Source organism: Enterobacter hormaechei subsp. hoffmannii, from assembly GCF_001729745.1.
In the GTDB taxonomy this organism is placed as follows: domain Bacteria; phylum Pseudomonadota; class Gammaproteobacteria; order Enterobacterales; family Enterobacteriaceae; genus Enterobacter; species Enterobacter intestinihominis.
On the sequence record NZ_CP017186.1, the window covers coordinates 762,628 to 783,562 of the forward strand.

The following is a 20,935-nucleotide window of genomic DNA, read 5'->3' on the forward strand; positions in this document are numbered from 1 at the left end:
CCCAGCGCGCCGAAGCCGTTACAGCGTATCCGCAGGCGGGATGCCGAAATCAGGCATCCCGTTGTCGTCCCAGCGGACGAGCTTCAGGCGAGTGTGGCGATTCGGATCGTAAAGCGGATCGCCTTCAATTTCAGTGTAGTTTCGCGCGTGGTAGACCAGCACATCGTCGCCTTCCGGCGTCTGCGTAAAGCTGTTATGGCCTGGTCCATACTGACGGTTTTCGTAGCTGGTGACGAACACCGGGCGCGGGGATTTATGCCAGTTAGCCGGGTTTTGCGGATCGGCATCTACGTCTATCCACAGTAATCCCATGCAGTAATTCTCGTCGGTGGCGCTGGCGGAATAGCTGATAAATAGCTTATCGCCATGGAACAGCACCGCCGGGCCTTCGTTGACCCAGAATCCGCGGCACTCCCAGTCATATTCCGGTTTACTGAGCATCACCGGCTCGCCTTTCAGCGTCCACGGATTTTCCATTTCACACAGGTAAAGATTGGAGTTACCGGAAATGTCCGGGGCTTTTTGCGCCCACAGATACCAGCGTTTGCCCTGATGCACAAAGGTAGTGGCATCCAGCGCGAAGGTGTCAAACGGGGTTTTGATTTGCCCTTTTTCCACCCATGTACCGGTGAGCGGATCGCGATCTGCGCATTCAATGGCGAACATGCGATGCTGGAACATCCCGAGTTCGTCGAGCGCCTGGGTATGTGTGGCGGCAAAGTAGATGTACCACTTGCCGTCGATATGATGCAGTTCCGGTGCCCAGATCAGCTGGCTCATCGGGCCGGTGTCGGGCTTGCGCCAGACAACCACCTCTTCGGCATTGCCTAAATCTTCCAGCGAGTCCGCGCGGCGGATCGCCAGCCGGTCATACTCCGGCACGGAGGCGATAAAGTAATATTGCCCATCGTGACGCAGGATATACGGGTCGGCGCGTTGTTCAATAAACGGGTTTGGCCAGGTTTGCATTCGGCTTTCCTTATTTAGTCTCAGCGGCTTTAAATTCCTGATAGTCGCTCAGTTCACGATAGTTGGTGCGACGCTTCTCCAGATCGGACTGGATTTGCTTCATGGTCTCACGGTCCACTTTCAGCAGACGTACAACGCCCGCGGTAATTAAATATCCAATGCCAGGGATGACGGTAAAGAGCAGCACAATGCCGTTGATGGCATCCGCGCTCTGCGCTTTTGCGCCCGCGTCATAACCGTACCAGGAGAGCAGGAAGCCAACCATCGCCCCGGCAATCGCCAGACCCAGCTTCAGGAAGAAGATGTTGCCGGAGAAGCTGATCCCGGTGATACGTTTCCCGGTTTTCCATTCACCGTAGTCGTCCACGTCGGCCATCAGTGACCAGTGCAGAGGGGATGGGATCTGGTGCAGGATATTCAGCAGGACGTAAAGCACAACAATGGTTGTCGTCGCTTTCGGGTCGAAGAAGTAGAAGGCGCAGGAGAAAATCGCCAGCGCGATGTTGGTCCAGAAGAAGACCTTCAGCTTGCACCAGCGGTCGGTCAGCACTTTCGCCAGCATACTACCGAACATCATGCCGACAACGCCCAGGCTGATAAACAGCGTGGCGAAATGGGTGCTTTGCCCCATTACCCAGGTGACGTAATACATGGTGGCCGCCATGCGGATAAAGCCCGGGCAGACGTTGCAGAGCGTCAGAAGCAGAATGCGCACCCACTGGTCATTCTTCCACACATCCTTCAGGTCGTTTTTCAGTTCGTCATGGGTTTGTACCGCCGGGCGAACGCGCTCGCGCACCGTGGCGAAGCAGAACAGGAACATGCAGGTACCAATCAGCGCCAGCACGGTCATCGCCATCTGGTAGCCTTTGGCTTTGTTATCCCCACCGAACCAGTCGGCCATTGGCAGGAGCGTAAGCGACAGCAGCAGCGTGGCGATACCGACCATAACAAAACGATAGGACTGGCAGGCAACGCGCTCTTTCGGGTCGTTGGTGATCACGCCACCGAGCGAGCAGTACGGAATGTTGATGGCGGTATAGGTCAGCGACAGCAGGAAGTAGGTGACAAATGCATAGATAACTTTGCTGTTATAGCTCCACTCTGGGGTGGTGAACATCAGGATGCTGAACAGCGCATAGGGGAAGGCAATCCACAGTAGCCATGGACGAAATCGGCCATATTTGCTGCGGGTACGGTCGGCAATCGCGCCCATGATTGGGTCCGTTACGGCGTCAATCACGCGAACGGACAGCAGCAGTACCCCAACCAGCGCAGGCGCCAGACCAAAAATATCCGTATAAAAATAGTTAACAAATAACATGATGGCGCCAAAGATAATGTTGCATCCGGCGTCACCCATGCCATAGCCGATCTTTTCTTTTACTGACAGTTTGTTGTTATCCATCGACAGATCTCCGGGTTTCGGTATGGAGAGAATTATTCGCTGGCAAACGGATATATGCGTTGCAATATAAGGGCGGTGATATGGAGGATTTTGCTGTTGGCGTGAATTTGTGAGGAAGGTAACAAGACGCTGTACCCGCAACCGCGGGTACAGCGAGAAAACACTTAGTGCGCTTTCACCGTTTTGGCGTTTTTCTGTTTCACCATATAGCCCACGCCGAGGATCGCAATCCACACCGGGATGAGGTAGACGGAAATCGCCATGCCTGGCGTGATGAGCATGATGACCAGCACGGCCGCCATGAACAGCAGGCAAACCCAGTTCCCCAGCGGATAGAGCAGGGCAGGGAAGCGCGTGGTTACGCCCTGCTGCTGCTTGGCGCGGCGGAACTTGATGTGCGCGAGGCTAATCATCGCCCAGTTGATCACCAGCGCGGAAACCACCAACGCCATCAGCAGGCCGAAGGCCGATTCCGGTGCCAGGTAGTTAATCAGAACGCAAAGCGCCGTCACGACCGCCGACACGATAATGGTGTTAACCGGTACGCCACGTTTATCAACGGTAAGCAGCGCTTTCGGTGCGTTGCCCTGTTGCGCCAGGCCGAACAGCATACGGCTGTTGCAGTAAACGCAGCTGTTATAAACAGAGAGCGCGGCGGTCAGCACTACGACGTTAAGCGCGTTCGCCACGAAGGTGTCGCCCAGCTCGTGGAAGATCAGCACAAACGGGCTGGTATCCGCCGTGACGCGTGTCCATGGCAGCAGGGAGAGCAGGACCGCCAGGGAGCCCACGTAGAAGATCAGAATACGGTAGATAACCTGATTTGTGGCTTTCGGGATGCTCTGCTCCGGGTTGTCGGCTTCCGCGGCGGTGATGCCCACCAGCTCCAGACCGCCGAAGGAGAACATAATGATCGCCATCATCATTACCAGGCCGGTCATGCCGTGCGGCAGGAACCCGCCCTGTTCCCAGAGGTTGCGTACGGTTGCCTGCGGGCCACCGTTGCCGCTGAAGAGCAACCAGCCGCCAAAAATGATCATCGCTACAACGGCAATTACTTTGATAATGGCGAACCAGAACTCCATTTCCCCAAACACTTTCACGTTGGTCAGGTTAATGGCGTTGATCAGCACGAAGAAGACTGCCGCAGACGCCCAGGTGGGGATCTCCGGGTACCAGAATTGAATGTATTTACCGACGGCGGTGAGTTCCGCCATAGCAACCAGCACGTAAAGAACCCAGTAGTTCCATCCGGAGGCGAAGCCCGCAAAGCTGCCCCAGTATTTGTAGGCAAAGTGGCTAAAAGAGCCTGCAACCGGCTCCTCAACGACCATTTCCCCTAACTGGCGCATAATCAAAAACGCAATGAAACCTGCAATCGCGTAACCCAGAATGATGCCCGGACCGGCCGACTGGATAACGGACGCACTGCCCAGAAACAGGCCAGTACCAATAGCACCGCCCAGGGCGATGAGCTGAATATGGCGGTTTTTAAGGCCGCGCTTTAGCTGATCGCCATGCTGTTGAGCTTCCATTTGAAACCTCGTGTGTGGTTGTTATGTTCACGCTGTGCGTGTGTAATTATGAAAGTCCATATTCTGTATTTATTTCTTTACGGTTAATGATACCGAAAAAAGCGGAGATGGCTTCCGTTAGCGCCAGAATAGTGGTAAGTGCCAGCGAATGCACCTGCTTTATGAAGGGATGATGACGACTTGAATAAAAAGAAACCAATTGTAAATCGGTACGTTAACCCCTCATACCCCAACCTATAGAATAGAAATGCGTCATAAGTGGACGAATTTTCATATTTTGCCTTGTTGAATCGCTTCAGATTGCAAAAGCCCTCGTTTAAATATGGTTAAAACTGCCCCTTTGGGAGTAACCATTTCATTTGTGCAAAGTTACATTCCTGAAACGTTAGTTCTGTAAGGTTGTTAAAATGTGCCGGGTTTCCTGATTTCAATCAAAACCAATATGGACAGAAGGTGAATACTTTGTTACTTTAGCGATACGAACATGAAATTGGTAAGACCAATTGACTCCGGGCAAAAAGGCGTAAGACAGGGAATATGGCCTACAGCAAAATTCGCCAACCAAAACTTTCCGATGTGATTGAGCAGCAGCTGGAGTTTTTGATTCTCGAAGGGACACTGCGCCCGGGCGAGAAACTCCCGCCAGAACGCGAGCTGGCAAAACAGTTCGACGTTTCACGCCCCTCTCTGCGTGAGGCGATTCAACGTCTCGAAGCAAAGGGCCTGTTGCTCCGTCGTCAGGGTGGCGGAACCTTTGTGCAAAACAGCCTGTGGCAGAGCTTCAGCGACCCGCTGGTAGAACTTCTCTCTGACCACCCAGAATCCCAGTTTGATCTGCTTGAGACCCGTCACGCGCTGGAAGGTATCGCGGCCTATTACGCCGCCCTTCGCAGCACTGATGAAGACCGCGTACGTATTCGCGAGCTGCATCAGGCCATTGAACGGGCACAGCAGTCCGGCGACTTAGACGCCGAATCCAGCGCCGTTGTCCAGTATCAAATTGCCGTCACCGAAGCAGCGCACAACGTGGTGCTCCTCCATCTGCTACGCTGCATGGAGCCCATGCTGGCCCAGAACGTTCGTCAGAATTTTGAATTGTTGTATGCCCGTCGGGAGATGCTCCCGCTGGTAAGCAACCATCGCACCCGAGTATTCGAGGCGATAATGGCCGGGGAACCGGAGCAGGCGCGTGAAGCGTCGCACCGCCATCTGGCTTTCATTGAGGAAATCTTGCTGGACCGCAGCCGTGAACAATCGCGTCGCGAGCGTTCATTGCGCCGCATACAGCAACGAAAGGATTAAGCGCCAGGTACTTTTAGAGCGCGGCAACTAAACGCAGAACCTGTCTTATTGTGTTCTTAACCGAGAGCACAATGGGACAGGTTCCAGACAAATCAACGTATTAGATAGATAAGGAATACCCCCATGTCAGAACGTCTCCAAAATGACGTGGATCCGATCGAAACTCGCGACTGGCTACAGGCGATCGAATCGGTCATCCGTGAAGAAGGTGTTGAGCGTGCTCAGTATCTGATTGATCAGCTGCTTTCAGAAGCGCGCAAAGGCGGCGTGAAAGTGGCTTCAGGTGCAGGGGCTAGCAACTACGTAAACACGATTGCCGTCGAAGACGAACCGGAATACCCGGGCAATCTGGATCTGGAACGCCGTATCCGTTCTGCTATCCGCTGGAACGCTATCATGACCGTTCTGCGCGCATCCAAGAAAGATCTGGAACTGGGTGGCCACATGGCGTCCTTCCAGTCCTCTGCGACCGTTTACGAAGTGTGCTTCAACCACTTCTTCCGTGCAGCCAACGAGAAAGACGGCGGCGATCTGGTGTACTTCCAGGGCCACATCTCTCCGGGCATCTATGCACGTGCCTTCCTGGAAGGTCGTCTGACTGAAGAGCAGATGAACAACTTCCGTCAGGAAGTTCACGGTAAGGGTCTGTCTTCTTATCCGCACCCTAAACTGATGCCTGAGTTCTGGCAGTTCCCGACCGTATCTATGGGTCTGGGTCCAATTGGTGCAATCTATCAGGCTAAATTCCTGAAGTACCTGGAACACCGTGGTCTGAAAGACACCTCTGAGCAGACCGTTTACGCCTTCCTGGGCGACGGTGAAATGGATGAGCCAGAATCTAAAGGCGCGATCACCATCGCGACCCGTGAGAAGCTGGACAACCTGTGCTTCATCATCAACTGTAACCTGCAACGTCTGGATGGTCCGGTAACCGGTAACGGCAAGATCATTAACGAACTGGAAGGCATCTTCGCGGGTGCAGGCTGGAACGTGATCAAAGTCATGTGGGGCGGTCGTTGGGATGAGCTGCTGCGTAAAGACACCAGCGGTAAACTGATCCAGCTGATGAACGAAACCGTTGACGGCGACTACCAGACCTTCAAATCCAAAGACGGTGCCTACGTTCGTGAGCACTTCTTCGGCAAATATCCTGAAACCGCAGCCCTGGTTGCAGACTGGACTGACGAGCAGATCTGGGCGCTGAACCGCGGTGGTCACGATCCGAAGAAAGTTTACGCTGCACTGAAAAAAGCGCAGGAAACCAAAGGTAAAGCGACTGTGATCCTGGCCCACACCATCAAAGGTTACGGCATGGGTGATACCGCAGAAGGTAAAAACATCGCTCACCAGGTTAAGAAAATGAACATGGACGGCGTGCGTTATATCCGCGACCGTTTCAACGTTCCAGTGACCGATGAGCAGGTAGAAAACCTGTCTTACATCACCTTCCCGGAAGGGTCTGAAGAGCATAAATACCTGCACGAACGTCGTCAGGCACTGAAAGGCTACCTGCCTGCTCGTCAGCCTAACTTCACCGAGAAGCTGGAACTGCCAGCCCTGGAAGACTTCTCTCAGCTGCTGGAAGAGCAGAACAAAGAGATCTCTACCACTATCGCTTTCGTTCGTGCCCTGAACGTGATGCTGAAGAACAAGTCAATCAAAGATCGTCTGGTTCCAATCATCGCCGACGAAGCGCGTACTTTCGGTATGGAAGGTCTGTTCCGTCAGATCGGTATCTACAGCCCGAACGGCCAGCAGTACACCCCGCAGGACCGTGAGCAGGTTGCATACTACAAAGAAGACGAGAAAGGTCAGATCCTGCAGGAAGGTATCAACGAGCTGGGCGCAGGCGCATCCTGGCTGGCTGCTGCGACCTCTTACAGCACCAACAACCTGCCGATGATCCCGTTCTACATCTACTACTCCATGTTCGGGTTCCAGCGTATCGGTGATCTGTGCTGGCAGGCAGGCGACCAGCAGGCTCGCGGCTTCCTGATCGGTGGTACTTCTGGTCGTACGACCCTGAACGGTGAAGGTCTACAGCACGAAGATGGTCACAGCCACATTCAGTCTTTGACTATCCCTAACTGTATCTCTTACGACCCGTCTTACGCGTACGAAGTGGCAGTCATCATGCATGACGGTCTGCAGCGCATGTACGGTGAAGCGCAAGAGAACGTTTACTACTACATCACCACCCTGAACGAAAACTACCACATGCCGGCAATGCCAGCAGGTGCCGAGGAAGGTATCCGTAAAGGTATCTACAAACTCGAAACCATCGAAGGTAGCAAAGGTAAAGTTCAGCTGCTGGGCTCCGGTTCTATCCTGCGTCACGTTCGTGAAGCAGCGCAGATCCTGGCGAAAGACTACGGTGTGGGTTCCGATGTGTACTCTGTGACCTCCTTCACTGAACTGGCGCGTGATGGCCAGGATTGTGAGCGCTGGAACATGCTGCACCCAATGGAAACCCCACGCGTTCCGTACATCGCTCAGGTGATGAACGACGCGCCAGCGGTGGCGTCTACTGACTATATGAAACTGTTCGCTGAGCAGGTTCGTACTTACGTTCCAGCTGATGATTATCGCGTACTGGGTACTGACGGCTTCGGTCGTTCTGACAGCCGCGAAAACCTGCGTCACCACTTCGAAGTTGATGCTTCCTACGTGGTTGTAGCAGCACTGGGCGAACTGGCTAAACGTGGCGAAATCGATAAGAAAGTGGTTGCGGACGCAATCACCAAATTCAACATCGATGCAGATAAAGTTAACCCGCGTCTGGCGTAAGAGGTAAAAGAATAATGGCTATCGAAATCAATGTACCGGACATCGGGGCTGATGAAGTTGAAATCACCGAGATCCTGGTCAAAGTAGGCGACAAAGTTGAAGCTGAACAGTCGCTGATCACCGTAGAAGGCGACAAAGCCTCTATGGAAGTCCCGTCTCCTCAGGCTGGCATCGTTAAAGAGATCAAAGTCTCTGTTGGCGATAAAACCGAGACTGGCAAACTGATCATGATTTTCGATTCCGCCGACGGTGCAGCAGCTGCTGCACCTGCGCAGGAAGAGAAGAAAGAAGCCGCTCCTGCTGCTGCTCCAGCAGCGGCCGCGGCAGCGAAAGAAGTAAATGTGCCTGACATCGGCGGTGACGAAGTTGAAGTTACCGAAATCCTGGTGAAAGTGGGCGACACCGTTGCGGCTGAGCAGTCACTGATCACCGTAGAAGGCGACAAAGCCTCTATGGAAGTGCCAGCACCGTTCGCCGGTACCGTTAAAGAGATCAAGATCAACACCGGCGACAAAGTGTCTACCGGCTCGCTGATCATGGTCTTCGAAGTGGCGGGTGCAGCACCTGCCGCTGCGCCTGCTCAGGCTGCTGCTCCGGCTCCGGCCGCTGCACCAGCGGCTGCTGGCGGCGCGAAAGACGTTAACGTACCGGATATCGGCGGTGACGAAGTTGAAGTGACCGAAGTGATGGTGAAAGTGGGCGACAAAGTTGCCGCTGAACAGTCACTGATCACCGTTGAAGGCGACAAAGCTTCTATGGAAGTGCCTGCGCCGTTCGCCGGTACCGTTAAAGAGATCAAAATCAGCACCGGCGACAAAGTGTCTACCGGCTCTCTGATCATGGTCTTCGAAGTGGAAGGCGCAGCGCCTGCCGCCGCTCCGGCTGCCGCGGCTGCTCCGGCACCTGCTGCTGCACCGGCTCAGGCTGCTAAACCTGCTGCTGCCCCTGCTGCTAAAGCAGAAAAATCTGAGTTTGCTGAAAACGACGCTTACGTCCACGCGACTCCGCTGATTCGTCGCCTGGCGCGCGAATTCGGTGTGAACCTGGCGAAAGTGAAGGGCACCGGCCGTAAAGGTCGTATCCTGCGCGAAGACGTTCAGGCTTACGTGAAAGACGCGGTGAAACGCGCCGAAGCTGCACCTGCGGCAGCCGCTGGCGGCGGTATCCCGGGCATGCTGCCATGGCCGAAAGTGGACTTCAGCAAGTTCGGTGAAATCGAAGAAGTGGAGCTGGGCCGTATCCAGAAAATCTCTGGTGCTAACCTGAGCCGTAACTGGGTGATGATCCCGCACGTTACGCACTTCGATAAGACCGATATCACCGATCTGGAAGCGTTCCGTAAACAGCAGAACGCCGAAGCTGAGAAGCGTAAGCTGGACGTGAAGTTCACCCCAGTGGTCTTTATCATGAAGGCCGTTGCCGCTGCCCTTGAGCAGATGCCACGCTTCAACAGCTCCCTGTCCGAAGACGGCCAGAAGCTGACGCTGAAGAAATACATCAACATCGGTGTTGCGGTTGATACGCCAAATGGTCTGGTGGTTCCGGTCTTCAAAGACGTGAACAAGAAGAGCATTACCGAGCTGTCCCGTGAACTGACCACCATCTCCAAAAAAGCGCGTGATGGTAAGCTGACTGCCGGCGAAATGCAGGGCGGCTGCTTCACTATCTCCAGCATCGGCGGCCTGGGTACCACCCACTTCGCGCCGATTGTAAACGCGCCGGAAGTGGCTATCCTCGGTGTGTCCAAGTCCGCGATGGAGCCGGTGTGGAATGGCAAAGAGTTCGTGCCGCGTCTGATGATGCCAATCTCTCTGTCCTTCGACCACCGCGTAATCGACGGGGCTGATGGTGCGCGTTTCATCACCATCATCAACAACACCCTGAGCGACATTCGCCGCCTGGTGATGTAATCGAAAAGCCGGCCAGTCGGCCGGCTTTTTTCTGATAATCTCATGGGGTTTTTGAGGTTATTGGTGAAAGCGATAATTCGTGAGCCGTTTGTTGTTTCAAAATTGTTAACAATTTTGTAAAATACGGGCGGATAGAACGACCCGGTGGACGACGGGTATACATTAAGAGGTCATGATGAGCACAGAAATCAAAACTCAGGTCGTAGTACTTGGGGCAGGCCCGGCAGGTTACTCCGCAGCATTTCGCGCCGCGGATTTAGGTCTGGAAACCGTCATCGTAGAACGTTACAGCACCCTCGGCGGTGTTTGTCTGAACGTCGGCTGTATCCCTTCTAAAGCGCTGCTGCACGTAGCGAAAGTTATCGAAGAAGCCAAAGCGCTGGCTGAACACGGTATCGTCTTCGGCGAGCCGAAAACCGATATCGACAAAATTCGTACCTGGAAAGAGAAAGTTATCACTCAGCTGACCGGCGGTCTGGCGGGTATGGCCAAAGGCCGTAAAGTGAAAGTGGTAAACGGTCTGGGTAAATTCACCGGTGCGAACACCCTGGAAGTGGAAGGCGAAAACGGCAAAACCGTGATCAACTTCGACAACGCGATCATCGCGGCAGGCTCTCGCCCAATCGAACTGCCATTCATTCCACATGAAGATCCACGCGTGTGGGATTCCACCGATGCGCTGGAGCTGAAAACCGTTCCTAAGCGTCTGCTGGTTATGGGCGGCGGTATCATCGGTCTGGAAATGGGTACTGTGTACCATGCGCTGGGTTCAGAGATCGACGTGGTTGAAATGTTCGACCAGGTTATCCCGGCAGCCGACAAAGATATCGTTAAAGTCTTCACCAAACGCATCAGCAAGAAATTCAACCTGATGCTGGAAACCAAAGTGACTGCCGTTGAAGCGAAAGAAGACGGTATTTACGTTTCCATGGAAGGCAAAAAAGCCCCATCCGAACCACAGCGTTACGACGCCGTGCTGGTGGCTATCGGCCGTGTGCCGAACGGTAAAAATCTCGACGCGGGCAAAGCTGGCGTGGAAGTGGACGACCGTGGCTTCATCCGCGTTGACAAACAGCTGCGTACCAACGTGCCGCACATCTTTGCTATCGGCGATATCGTCGGTCAGCCAATGCTGGCGCACAAAGGTGTTCACGAAGGTCATGTTGCCGCTGAAGTTATCGCCGGCATGAAGCATTACTTCGATCCGAAAGTGATCCCATCTATCGCGTATACCGAGCCAGAAGTTGCATGGGTTGGTCTGACTGAGAAAGAAGCGAAAGAGAAAGGCATCAGCTACGAAACTGCCACCTTCCCGTGGGCTGCTTCTGGCCGTGCTATCGCGTCCGACTGCGCAGACGGTATGACCAAACTGATCTTCGACAAAGAGACTCACCGCGTCATCGGTGGTGCGATTGTCGGTACCAACGGCGGCGAGCTGCTGGGTGAAATCGGTCTGGCTATCGAAATGGGCTGCGACGCAGAAGACATCGCGCTGACCATCCACGCACACCCAACTCTGCATGAGTCCGTGGGCCTGGCGGCAGAAGTGTTTGAAGGTAGCATTACCGACCTGCCAAACGCGAAAGCGAAGAAGAAATAAGTTTCTTCTTGATTGCGAAACGCCTCCGAAGGAGGCGTTTTTTTTGGCAGTAATTCCAAATTGCTAACTATTAATGTTAATAAGACAATCAATCAATTATTTATATGCCATTCAGCAAGTGTATTTATAGTTTAAATTATTCCAATTCTTTTTTAAAAGCGATTATATATTTCCAGTATTTTTATTTTTTTCTGATGGTGGTTTAGTTAATTTGACTTAAATTATAAAGAGTGTATTACTGTTCGGGTAAATACTTTACTCCAGAAAGGGTATTATTATGAATAGTAATGAATTAACATCTGATATTCGTGATTTAAAAGTAATGGGGGCCAGAACGCAATCAGGAAGTAGCTGGGCAAGTGCGACGCATAAACTCGTTGCCCTGGATAAAGAAACGCTGCAACCGGTGAGCGTTGACTGGTGGTATGAAGATGAGACCTCATCTCGCTTTACCGGCCCCGTTTTTACTGACACTCGTCCGGATATACGCTTGCTGGCAAATTCCGATGTTTATCGACTGGGGGACGTCATTAATATCAGTAATTTTGGTGGTTCTGGGTCCGCATTAGCGGCCATTAAAAATGACGGTACTGTTGAAGCGTGGGGAATGCCCAAAAATGGTGGTACATCACCAACAAGCGATCGAAATCATAACGTCAGAGCCGTTTTCGGTGGCTGGGATACGTCTGCAGCGGTTAATGCCAATGGTCAGGTATTTACCTGGTCCGTCGATGATGATAACCCTTTACCGGGAAACGTGGCGGCGTTGAATGATATTGTAGATATTAAAGTGGCCCAATATTTTACCGATCAGGGTAATTATACCTATCTGGCATTGCGGGCTAATAACCAAGTGGTGCAGTGGGCAGATGGTACTTCACATAATGATTTTCCAGCAGACATTGCCGAGCGTAAAGACTTCATTGCCATCCAGACTACAGAATATGCCTTTGCGGGAATTACCCAAAATGGCCATGTTATTACTTGGGGGGATGCAGCCTATGGTGGTGAGCTGCCGGTTCATCTGAAAGAAGTGAATGATGTGATCACCCTTTATAGCAACTTTGGTGCATTTGTCGCACTCAGAGCTTCAGGCAGTATTTTTTCATGGGGAAGTACCCAGTATGGTGCTGTCATTCCGGATAACATCGCCAGTCTGACGGATATTGTTTCCGTACATTGTACCAGTTCGACTTTTATTGCCTTGAGACAGAACGGCAGCGTCGTGTTTTGGGGACAGGATTATTCTCTGGTCGAGCTTCCGGAGGAGATTGCCAGTCTGACGAATATTATAGATGCCCAGGGGGCAGCTAATGGCAGTTATGCTTTTTTAACTTCTGAAGGCAAAGTGTACTGCTGGGGATCTGCTGCAGATTTTGCAAAAAAGATGCCTGAGGATTTGTCCGATGTGGTTTCTCTGTCCGCTGGGTGGGGGGCTTTTGCCGCGCTTCGCCGTGATGGTTCCGTAGTGGCTTGGGGACATCCTGGGGAGGGTGGTGACACCACGCCCGTTGCAAACGAGCTTTATGATATTCGTGCTATCTATGCCTGCGGCTATCGTTTTTGCGCCCTGCGCAACGATGATCGTCTCTTTGAATGGGGCGAAGAGGCCAGAACAGATATCACAAAGATGCCAGCAGATTTGCAGGGGAATGTTACCTATAGCTTTGTTAAATAATTCACCTGCACTTGCCTGAAAGCATAGACGAAATAAGCCTCTTCAGCTCTGTAAACGCCTCTTTGGAGGTGTTTTCCTCACTTTTTCGCCACTGCAGGCGAAGTGCAATCATGCTATCAAGGCGCAACGGGTTGCCAGGATATATCGGGTCTGTACATGGTCAATGCCTGGGCTTTCCTGGCTGACTCACCGCCGAGATTGCTCTGGTACACCTTGTCATCCTGATTGATCATAAAACTCATCACTCCTGACTGGCCGTAACTGACCGGCCAGGCGATCATTGCAAATCCTTTCTCATCCGGCAGGACGCGGAATCGGTAACCATGGTAACCCGCCCCCGACTGTGGAGGACTGAACGCCGGACCCAGTGGGCTGGGCGTTTCACCGGGAGCGACGGGCCAGTACAGTCCATCCTTTTTACCTTCAGAACTGACTATCTTCTGCGCGTACTTTTGGTTCATCGCAAAATAGCTCTGCTGGGCATCAACATAGGCGTGAAGCGCTTCGATGGCTGCGAGTTCGTTGCGCCCGATTTCGCGGGTCAGGATCTCTTCTGCGGCTTCCTGCATATCAAACTGCCAGCCAGATGCCGTTTTGACCACCGGGATCGGTAGCTGCCAGCCGTTATCGCCCACCACCAGGTGCGCCACGTTGCCACTGATGACGGTTTTATGATGAACGTTCCAGTCGCGCAGGAAGCGATCGACCGCATCAGGATCAACGCCTTCGGGCGGCAGGAAATCGCGCCAGTTTTCACCGAGCAAATTGTTCATCGCACTTTCGTTTTGCTCACTGATGGCGCTTGCCAGCGCACTGGTCGCCTGTTCTGGCGAACTGAACGATTGCTGTGCCATGACGGCCGCCGAGACCATGAACAACACCATTCCACTGAGTAATTGACGTTTCATGTCGGCTCCCTTAACGATGACGGAATTCATGGCGTTCAGCGCGTTCACCAGTGAGCTGGCGCGGCTGATGTTGACGAGTAGCGAGCTGCCGGCTTTGCGCCCCGCGCTGCTGCTGGGCTTGCCAGTTCGCGGAGCGGCTGTCGTTGCCGCTCAGGGCATTGGCCCGATGCAGCCTGGCTGGCTGCAGTACCGTCTGTGAAACCCGCTTCTCCTGTCTGTGCATGTCAGTCTGATGATGTACACGCTGCGGCGTGCTCGTCCGTTTTACGGCCTGCGGCCTGGTGTCATATCCACGATAGTTATTTCGCTGCGAGATCTGCTTCAACTGTTGCGTTGAGGCCAGACGTTGAGCATCCCGCGTGGCTGTATGTACTGAGTGTGGGAGGGTTTTACCCGTTGATTTTTCCATCTGGCTGAGAGCGGCCTGGCGCTGGCTGTCGCGATTGACTGGTTTTTGCTGCGTCGCGCTTAGCCCGGTGGCTGTCTGTGTAGAGTGGAAGCGGTTAGCCAGCTGGTTATTCGGGTAAGGCACGCCTTCACGATAGGCAGGATTGTGCTGCCAGGTGTGGTTATTACCGTTCAGGTGCTGCCCGCTGATTCTGTTGAAATTATCCACGTTGATATTGATGTTGTTATCACCGTTGCGGTTATAACCGCCGTGATTGTCCCAGTCATCATCGTGATGATGGTGATCCCAGTCGTCGTCATCCCAGTCAATATTGCTGAAAATGGCGTAGGTTGTAGCGACCCCGAGGCTAAAACCTAATCCTTTAACCAGACTGTCAGTGAATTGCTCGCCGGGTGAGGGCGGAAGATAGACCGGCGGGTAAGCGGTGTTAGGCCAGCTACCATAAACCGTATTCGGGTTATACGTGGGAGCATACACCACCTGCGGATCGGCGGATTCAATCTTGATCACCGTTGGGCTGGTAGGCGTTGCGGTTGTCGTGGTTTTTGTCGATGCAGGTTTCGTGACGGTGGTGACCGTCTGCTGCGGTGTGGATTGCAGCGCACCCGTTTGTTGGGCCAGCAGGCGCAGCCGCTGTACGGAATCCATCACATCTTTCGGCTGTGCAAGGAAAGCGTCTCCCAGATTTTGTACCCATGGCGGATTTTCGCCCATCAACGACATCAGCTGAGGAAACGCAACCAGGGATTTTACGCTGGGATCCCACGGCTGGGTGGCTACCGCCTGAAGGGCGGCATCACCCTGCATTTTAGGATTGTCTTTCGACCACTGCGCGGCCTGAATAACATTTGACGGGTAAGTCGACGCCATCAAGATTTGCGACAGCAGGGCATCCGGGTAAAGCGCGACAGGGGCAACCCATTGGTCGATTTGCGCCGCAGTGTAGACCGGGGCAGCGACGGGCGCAGGCTGGGCTACCGGTGCGCCAGGTTGTTGTGTAACCGGAGCAGGCGTAGCAGGCTCCGTTGCACGGCTTTTAACGTACATGACACCCGAGGCGGCAAACAACCCCGCACTGCAAAGCAGAACAAGAAGATGTGGCTTAAAAGGCAACTTCATAGATTGACTCCAACGAGACGAGTGCAGTGCCGTGAGGCGTTGCTGTTGCCGCGAGTATCATTCACTCGTGTTTTACAGTTTTGACTATTGTTGGGAAACCAACCTGAGCGTCCGGATAAAGAGTGTGAGTATTTATTACACAATTATATCGGATAGCTGAAAAGGCGACGGGAAAGAGGACAAGATTCGCCTCGTCTCCCCGCTACACCATGCTTAACGATTCAGCAAATAATTTAATGTTGCTTTTTTGTAAACAGATTAACACTGTGCAGAAATCCTGCTATGCTGCCCGACGCGGTATCGGGCATTTACCCTACAAACTGCTGTCTCACAGGAGCGTGAAGAGAACGCCCGCCGCATATGACAATGAGAGCGAGGAGAACCGTCGTGCTAGAAGAATACCGTAAGCACGTAGCAGAACGTGCCGCCGAGGGAATTGTACCCAAACCTTTAGATGCAACCCAAATGGCCGCGCTCGTCGAGCTGCTGAAGAACCCGCCTGAGGGCGAAGAAGAATTCCTGTTAGATCTGCTGATCAACCGCGTACCGCCTGGCGTAGATGAAGCTGCCTACGTAAAAGCCGGATTCCTTGCTGCTATCGCCAAAGGCGAAGCCACCTCCCCACTGGTTACTCCTGAAAAAGCCATTGAACTGCTCGGCACCATGCAGGGCGGCTATAACATTCATCCGCTGATTGACGCGCTGGACAACGAAAAGCTGGCACCGATTGCTGCCAAAGCGCTCTCTTCAACGCTGCTGATGTTCGATAACTTCTACGATGTAGAAGAAAAAGCCAAAGCAGGCAACGTTTACGCGAAGCAGGTGATGCAGTCCTGGGCCGATGCCGAATGGTTCCTGAACCGTCCTGCGCTTGCTGAAAAAATTACCGTGACCGTCTTTAAGGTTACCGGTGAAACCAACACCGATGACCTCTCTCCGGCTCCGGACGCGTGGTCTCGTCCTGATATTCCCCTGCACGCTCTGGCGATGCTGAAAAACGCCCGTGAAGGCATCGAGCCGGATCAGCCGGGCGTAGTGGGCCCGATCAAACAGATCGAAGCGCTGCAACAAAAAGGTTTCCCGCTGGCCTACGTCGGTGACGTTGTGGGTACCGGTTCTTCCCGTAAATCTGCGACCAACTCCGTGCTGTGGTTCATGGGCGACGATATTCCGCACGTGCCGAACAAGCGCGGCGGCGGCCTGTGCCTCGGCGGCAAAATTGCACCGATCTTCTTCAACACCATGGAAGATGCGGGCGCTCTGCCAATTGAAGTGGACGTGAGCAACCTGAACATGGGCGACGTGATTGACGTTTACCCGTATAAAGGCGAAGTGCGCAACCACGAAACCAACGAACTGTTGGCAAGCTTCGAGCTGAAAACCGACGTGCTGATCGACGAAGTGCGTGCCGGTGGCCGTATTCCGCTGATCATTGGCCGTGGCCTGACCACCAAAGCGCGTGAAGCGCTGGGTCTGCCGCACAGTGACGTGTTCCGTCAGGCGAAAGACGTGGCGGAAAGCAATCGCGGCTTCTCACTGGCACAGAAAATGGTCGGTCGCGCCTGCGGCGTCGCTGGTATCCGTCCTGGCGCGTACTGCGAGCCAAAAATGACCTCCGTGGGCTCTCAGGACACCACCGGTCCAATGACCCGTGATGAACTGAAAGACCTGGCGTGCCTGGGCTTCTCTTCCGATCTGGTGATGCAGTCCTTCTGCCACACTGCGGCATATCCGAAGCCGGTTGACGTCACTACGCACCACACGCTGCCTGACTTCATTATGAACCGTGGCGGTGTCTCCCTGCGTCCGGGCGACGGCGTTATCCACTCCTGGCTGAACCGCATGCTGCTGCCGGATACCGTGGGTACCGGCGGTGACTCCCATACCCGTTTCCCGATTGGTATCTCCTTCCCTGCGGGCTCCGGTCTGGTGGCGTTTGCCGCAGCGACCGGCGTGATGCCTCTCGACATGCCTGAATCCGTGCTGGTGCGCTTCAAAGGCAAAATGCAGCCGGGCATCACTCTGCGCGATCTGGTGCACGCAATCCCGCTGTATGCCATCAAACAGGGTCTGCTGACCGTTGAGAAGAAGGGCAAGAAAAACATCTTCTCTGGCCGCATTCTGGAAATTGAAGGTCTGCCGGATCTGAAAGTTGAGCAGGCGTTCGAGCTGACCGATGCCTCTGCCGAGCGTTCTGCGGCGGGCTGTACCATCAAGCTGAACAAAGAGCCGATTATTGAGTATCTGACCTCCAACATCGTGCTGCTGAAGTGGATGATTGCGGAAGGCTACGGCGACCGCCGTACGCTGGAGCGTCGTATTCAGGGCATGGAAAAATGGCTGGCGGATCCGCAGCTGCTGGAAGCTGACGCTGACGCAGAGTACGCGGCGGTGATCGACATCGATCTGGCGGATATCAAAGAGCCAATCCTGTGTGCGCCAAACGATCCGGACGATGCGCGTCTGCTCTCTGACGTACAGGGCGATAAGATCGACGAAGTGTTCATCGGCTCTTGTATGACCAACATCGGCCACTTCCGTGCTGCCGGTAAGCTGCTGGATACTCACAAAGGCCAGCTGCCGACCCGTCTGTGGGTGGCGCCGCCAACCCGTATGGATGCGGCGCAGCTGACCGAAGAGGGCTACTACAGCGTGTTCGGTAAGAGCGGGGCGCGTATTGAAATTCCGGGCTGCTCCCTGTGCATGGGCAACCAGGCGCGCGTGGCCGACGGTGCGACGGTGGTCTCCACCTCCACCCGTAACTTCCCGAACCGTTTGGGTACCGGGGCGAACGTTTACCTGGCTTCTGCGGAGCTGGCAGCGGTTGCGGCGCTGATTGGCAAACTGCCAACGCCGGAAGAGTACCAGACCTTTGTGGCTCAGGTAGATAAGACGGCGGTGGACACCTATCGCTATCTGAACTTCGACCAGCTCTCTCAGTATACCGAGAAGGCTGACGGGGTGATCTTCCAGACGGCAGTATAAAAACCAACCCCTCACCCCTCACCCCAAAGGGGCGAGGGGGATTTTATTCCCTCTCCCTTTGGGAGAGGGCCAGGGTGAGGGGTATTTTTTTTTATTTTCATTCCTCCCACCTCTCCCGCTTTTTTTCTTCCTCTCTGCTGCGATAATTACCCTAATGGCTTTGCAGAGGAAAACGCTATGGATTACGAATTTTTGCGCGACATCACCGGCGTGGTGAAAGTGCGAATGTCGATGGGGCACGAAGCCGTTGGACACTGGTTTAACGAAGAGGTGAAAGAGAACCTCGCGCTGCTGGATGAAGTCGAACAGGCAGCGGAAACGGTGAAAGGCAGTGAACGCTCCTGGCAACGCGCCGGGCACGAATACACCCTGTGGATGGATGGCGAAGAGGTGATGGTGCGTGCCAACCAGCTTGAGTTCTCGGGTGATGAGATGGAAGAGGGGATGAGCTACTACGACGAAGAGAGCCTGTCGCTGTGCGGTGTGGAAGATTTCCTGAAAGTGGTGAACGCCTACCGCGACTTTATGAAACAGAAGTAACTCCCCGAAGCGTCCCTGCTTCGGGCCACGATTACACGGTCGGAATGTTACGGCCGTAGTAAATTTCGCGCATCTCTTTCCAGAGCAGGTCGGTAATGACCTTACGCTCTTCTTCGCTTAAATCTTCCGGCTTCGTGTGGAACATGTAGTGCTTAAGGTCGAATTCCTTAAGTAACATTTTGGTGTGGAAGATATTTTCCTGATAGACGTTCACATCCATCATGTCGTATAACGACTTCATGTCGTCGGACATGAAGTTCTGAATGGAGTTGATCTCATGATCGATGAAGTGCTTCATGCCGTTGATATCACGGGTAAAACCGCGTACGCGATAATCAATAGTGACGATATCGGATTCCAGCTGGTGGATTAAATAATTCAACGCATTCAGCGGTGAAATCACGCCGCAGGTCGACACCTCGATATCCGCGCGGAAGGTACACAGTCCGCCTTCCGGGTGGCTTTCCGGGTAGGTGTGCACGCAGATATGGCTTTTATCCAGGTGGGCGACAACCACTTCTGGCAGTGGGCCGGGGTGCTCGGTTTTGTCGATAAGCTGCGGGTCAACCGGCTCTTCACTGACCAGAATGGTGACGCTTGCTCCCTGCGGCTCGTAATCCTGGCGCGCGATATTCAGGATGTTGGCGCCGATAATCGAGCAGGTCTCTGTCAGGATCTCGGTCAGACGGTTGGCGTTGTAGAGTTCATCGATATAGGCGATATAACCATCGCGCTCTTCTGCTGTTTTGGCGTAGCAGATATCGTAAATACAAAAACTCAGGCTTTTGGTCAGATTGTTAAAGCCATGCAGTTTAAGCTTTTTCAATTAGTTCACCTCCTTTGAGGACAGCGCGTCTTGCAGATATTGAGGCAACGCAAAGGCTGCGGTGTGGATCGCCGGGTTGTAGTATCGGCATTTGAGTCCGGCCTGGTGGAAGCGGGCCTGGATAATTTCGGTGGAGAGATGGCGCAGGACGTCGTTATCCGTCGCCCAGGCAAAGGTCATGATCCCGCCGTAGTAAGTGGGGATCGCCGCCTGGTAGAAGCTGACGTCAGCAAAATAGGTGCTCAGCTTACGGTGGCTATCAAGCGCTTCATCCTGTTGCAGGAAGCAAACGCCGTTTTGCGCCACAAAAATCCCGCCAGGCTTCAGGCAGCGCTTGCAGCCTTCGTAAAACGACGAGGTAAACAGCGACGCGCCGGGGCCGATAGGGTCGGTACAGTCAGAGATAATGACATCAAACGTTTGCGTGGTCTGGTTAACAAAATTGACGCCATCGTCGATAACCAGATTAAACCGCGGATCGTCATAGCTGCCAGCATTATGGTTGGGCAGATACTGGCGGCAGAACGACACCACACCGGCGTCGATTTCCACCATGGTGATGGTTTCGACATTCTGATGGCGAGAGACTTCACGCAGCATCGCGCCGTCGCCGCCGCCGATAATCAGCACGTCCTTCGCGTGGCCGTGGGCCAGCAGCGGGACGTGGGTCATCATTTCGTGATAGATAAACTCGTCGCGCTCGGTGGTTTGCACCACGCCGTCCAGCGCCATCACGCGGCCAAAGGCGGCGTTTTCGAAGATTATCAGATCCTGATGATCGGTTTTCTCATGATAGAGCACGTTATCCACGGCAAAATACTGACCAAACTGGTCATGCAGCGTTTCTTGCCATACCGTTTTTTCGGTCATGGGGAGCACCTCCTTCGTTAACATCCATTACATCCGGCAGATGGGCGCAACACAACACCGCCGTGAAGCGGTTAGCGGGTCAACAAGGG

14 protein-coding genes are annotated in these 20,935 nt (G+C 53.8%); 7 read left to right on the plus strand and 7 right to left on the minus strand.

Annotated features, from left to right (window positions below; translation table 11 throughout):
- Nucleotides 1-18: 18 nt before the first annotated feature.
- The 3 genes from BFV65_RS03565 to aroP form a co-directional block, all read right to left on the minus strand.
- A complete protein-coding gene (locus BFV65_RS03565; RefSeq protein ID WP_038415349.1) occupies nt 19-969 on the minus strand; it encodes a glycoside hydrolase family 43 protein in 951 nt (316 codons plus the stop codon).
- 10 nt (nt 970-979) lie between these two features.
- A complete protein-coding gene (locus BFV65_RS03570; RefSeq protein ID WP_022647062.1) occupies nt 980-2,377 on the minus strand; it encodes a glycoside-pentoside-hexuronide (GPH):cation symporter in 1,398 nt (465 codons plus the stop codon).
- 164 nt (nt 2,378-2,541) lie between these two features.
- Complete coding sequence (gene aroP, locus BFV65_RS03575; RefSeq protein WP_023299335.1) at nt 2,542-3,912, minus strand: aromatic amino acid transporter AroP; 1,371 nt, start codon at nt 3,910-3,912, stop codon at nt 2,542-2,544.
- Nucleotides 3,913-4,449: 537 nt separating this feature from the next.
- Between aroP and pdhR the strand changes: the two genes are divergently transcribed.
- From pdhR to BFV65_RS03605, 5 genes are all read left to right on the plus strand, one after another.
- On the plus strand, nt 4,450-5,214 hold the full coding sequence (gene pdhR, locus BFV65_RS03585; RefSeq protein ID WP_006173806.1) for a pyruvate dehydrogenase complex transcriptional repressor PdhR: 765 nt from the start codon (nt 4,450-4,452) through the stop codon (nt 5,212-5,214).
- A gap of 123 nt (nt 5,215-5,337) precedes the next feature.
- Nucleotides 5,338-8,001 carry a pyruvate dehydrogenase (acetyl-transferring), homodimeric type gene (gene aceE / locus BFV65_RS03590; protein ID WP_022647064.1) on the plus strand — a complete coding sequence of 888 codons (2,664 nt, stop codon included), beginning with the start codon at nt 5,338-5,340 and terminating at the stop codon, nt 7,999-8,001.
- 14 nt (nt 8,002-8,015) lie between these two features.
- Nucleotides 8,016-9,911 (plus strand): pyruvate dehydrogenase complex dihydrolipoyllysine-residue acetyltransferase, encoded by a 1,896-nt coding sequence (gene aceF / locus BFV65_RS03595; RefSeq protein WP_022647065.1) that lies wholly within the window; start codon nt 8,016-8,018, stop codon nt 9,909-9,911.
- A gap of 175 nt (nt 9,912-10,086) precedes the next feature.
- The gene (gene lpdA / locus BFV65_RS03600) at nt 10,087-11,511 is read left to right on the plus strand and encodes a dihydrolipoyl dehydrogenase (RefSeq protein WP_003856313.1); all 1,425 of its coding nucleotides are present in this window, start codon (nt 10,087-10,089) and stop codon (nt 11,509-11,511) included.
- 277 nt (nt 11,512-11,788) lie between these two features.
- A complete protein-coding gene (locus BFV65_RS03605; RefSeq protein WP_236724042.1) occupies nt 11,789-13,189 on the plus strand; it encodes a hypothetical protein in 1,401 nt (466 codons plus the stop codon).
- Between the two features lie 116 nt (nt 13,190-13,305).
- Here the strand turns inward: BFV65_RS03605 and BFV65_RS03610 are convergent, their stop codons facing one another.
- Both BFV65_RS03610 and BFV65_RS03615 read right to left on the minus strand, forming a co-directional pair.
- Nucleotides 13,306-14,097, minus strand: coding sequence for a DUF2950 family protein (locus BFV65_RS03610; RefSeq protein WP_069596240.1), 792 nt, complete (start codon nt 14,095-14,097; stop codon nt 13,306-13,308).
- 10 nt (nt 14,098-14,107) lie between these two features.
- Nucleotides 14,108-15,625 carry a DUF3300 domain-containing protein gene (locus BFV65_RS03615; protein WP_069596241.1) on the minus strand — a complete coding sequence of 506 codons (1,518 nt, stop codon included), beginning with the start codon at nt 15,623-15,625 and terminating at the stop codon, nt 14,108-14,110.
- A gap of 387 nt (nt 15,626-16,012) precedes the next feature.
- Between BFV65_RS03615 and acnB the strand changes: the two genes are divergently transcribed.
- Nucleotides 16,013-18,610, plus strand: a complete 2,598-nt coding sequence (gene acnB, locus BFV65_RS03620) for a bifunctional aconitate hydratase 2/2-methylisocitrate dehydratase (protein WP_063849763.1) — start codon at nt 16,013-16,015, stop codon at nt 18,608-18,610.
- Nucleotides 18,611-18,787: 177 nt separating this feature from the next.
- On the plus strand, nt 18,788-19,150 hold the full coding sequence (gene yacL, locus BFV65_RS03625; RefSeq protein WP_022647069.1) for a protein YacL: 363 nt from the start codon (nt 18,788-18,790) through the stop codon (nt 19,148-19,150).
- 31 nt (nt 19,151-19,181) lie between these two features.
- Here the strand turns inward: yacL and speD are convergent, their stop codons facing one another.
- The gene (gene speD, locus BFV65_RS03630) at nt 19,182-19,976 is read right to left on the minus strand and encodes an adenosylmethionine decarboxylase (RefSeq protein WP_022647070.1); all 795 of its coding nucleotides are present in this window, start codon (nt 19,974-19,976) and stop codon (nt 19,182-19,184) included.
- Nucleotides 19,977-20,846, minus strand: coding sequence for a polyamine aminopropyltransferase (gene speE, locus BFV65_RS03635; protein ID WP_022647071.1), 870 nt, complete (start codon nt 20,844-20,846; stop codon nt 19,977-19,979).
- Nucleotides 20,847-20,935 lie beyond the last annotated feature (89 nt).